Genomic DNA, 779 nt, shown 5'->3' on the forward strand with positions numbered 1-779 from the left:
TAAGAGAAAAATGGGGGTTTCCCCGTGTTCGAGATGGAAAATCTGAAGGGTATGCGGCTCGTTTCAGGCGAAATTCGTATGAAAAATCGCCGTTTTTCTACGTATTCCGGAGGTGCCGAAAAGAATTCGAGATCATGTTTTCAATCATCAGACGACCGACTTTTCGCGGTACGCGAGCGCCCGTTCGTGCGGGCAAGCGCGTCGCTAAACGCCCGGATCGTCCGTGCTCTCGGTCAGAAACCGCTCGACCATCGCGTTGAACACCGGCAGCGCCGGATTGTCGTTGTCCGCGCGCCACGCGAGATACAACTCGGCCGCCGCGTTGACGCCCGCCAGCGGCCGGAACACCACGCCGTCCACATGAAGCTCGCGCGCCGACGCCGGCACCAGCGCCGCGCCGAGCCCCGCGCGCACGAGACCGAGGATCGTATGCGTCTGGCCGACGTAGTGCAGGTAGTTCGGCAGCCGCCCGGCGCCCGCGAACATCCCCGAGATCATGTCGTGGAAATACTTGCCCTCGTTCGGCGAATAGGCGATGAACGGCTGCCGGTCGAGCTCGTCGGGGCCGATCTGCTCATAGGCCGCGAGCGGCGCGCCTTCCGCGACCGCGACGAGCATCGGTTCGCGCTGCACGAGCCGGTATTCGAGCGGCTGGCGCGCGGCGCGCTGGCGCACGAAACCCGCGTCGAGCATCCGCGACGCGAGTGCGTCGATCTGCACTCGTATAACTTCGTATAATGTATGCTATACGAAGTTATTACGCGCGTCGCCGTTGTCCT

At 62.5% G+C, this 779-nt stretch carries 1 pseudogene; it reads right to left on the minus strand.

Annotated elements, in window-relative coordinates:
- Positions 1-204 precede the first annotated feature (204 nt).
- A pseudogene (locus tag JMF90_RS39020) lies at positions 205-729 on the minus strand (LysR substrate-binding domain-containing protein); the annotation flags it as partial.
- Positions 730-779: the final 50 nt, after the last annotated feature.

The organism is Burkholderia sp. E168m23, from assembly GCF_016586125.1.
Lineage (GTDB): Bacteria > Pseudomonadota > Gammaproteobacteria > Burkholderiales > Burkholderiaceae > Burkholderia > Burkholderia orbicola.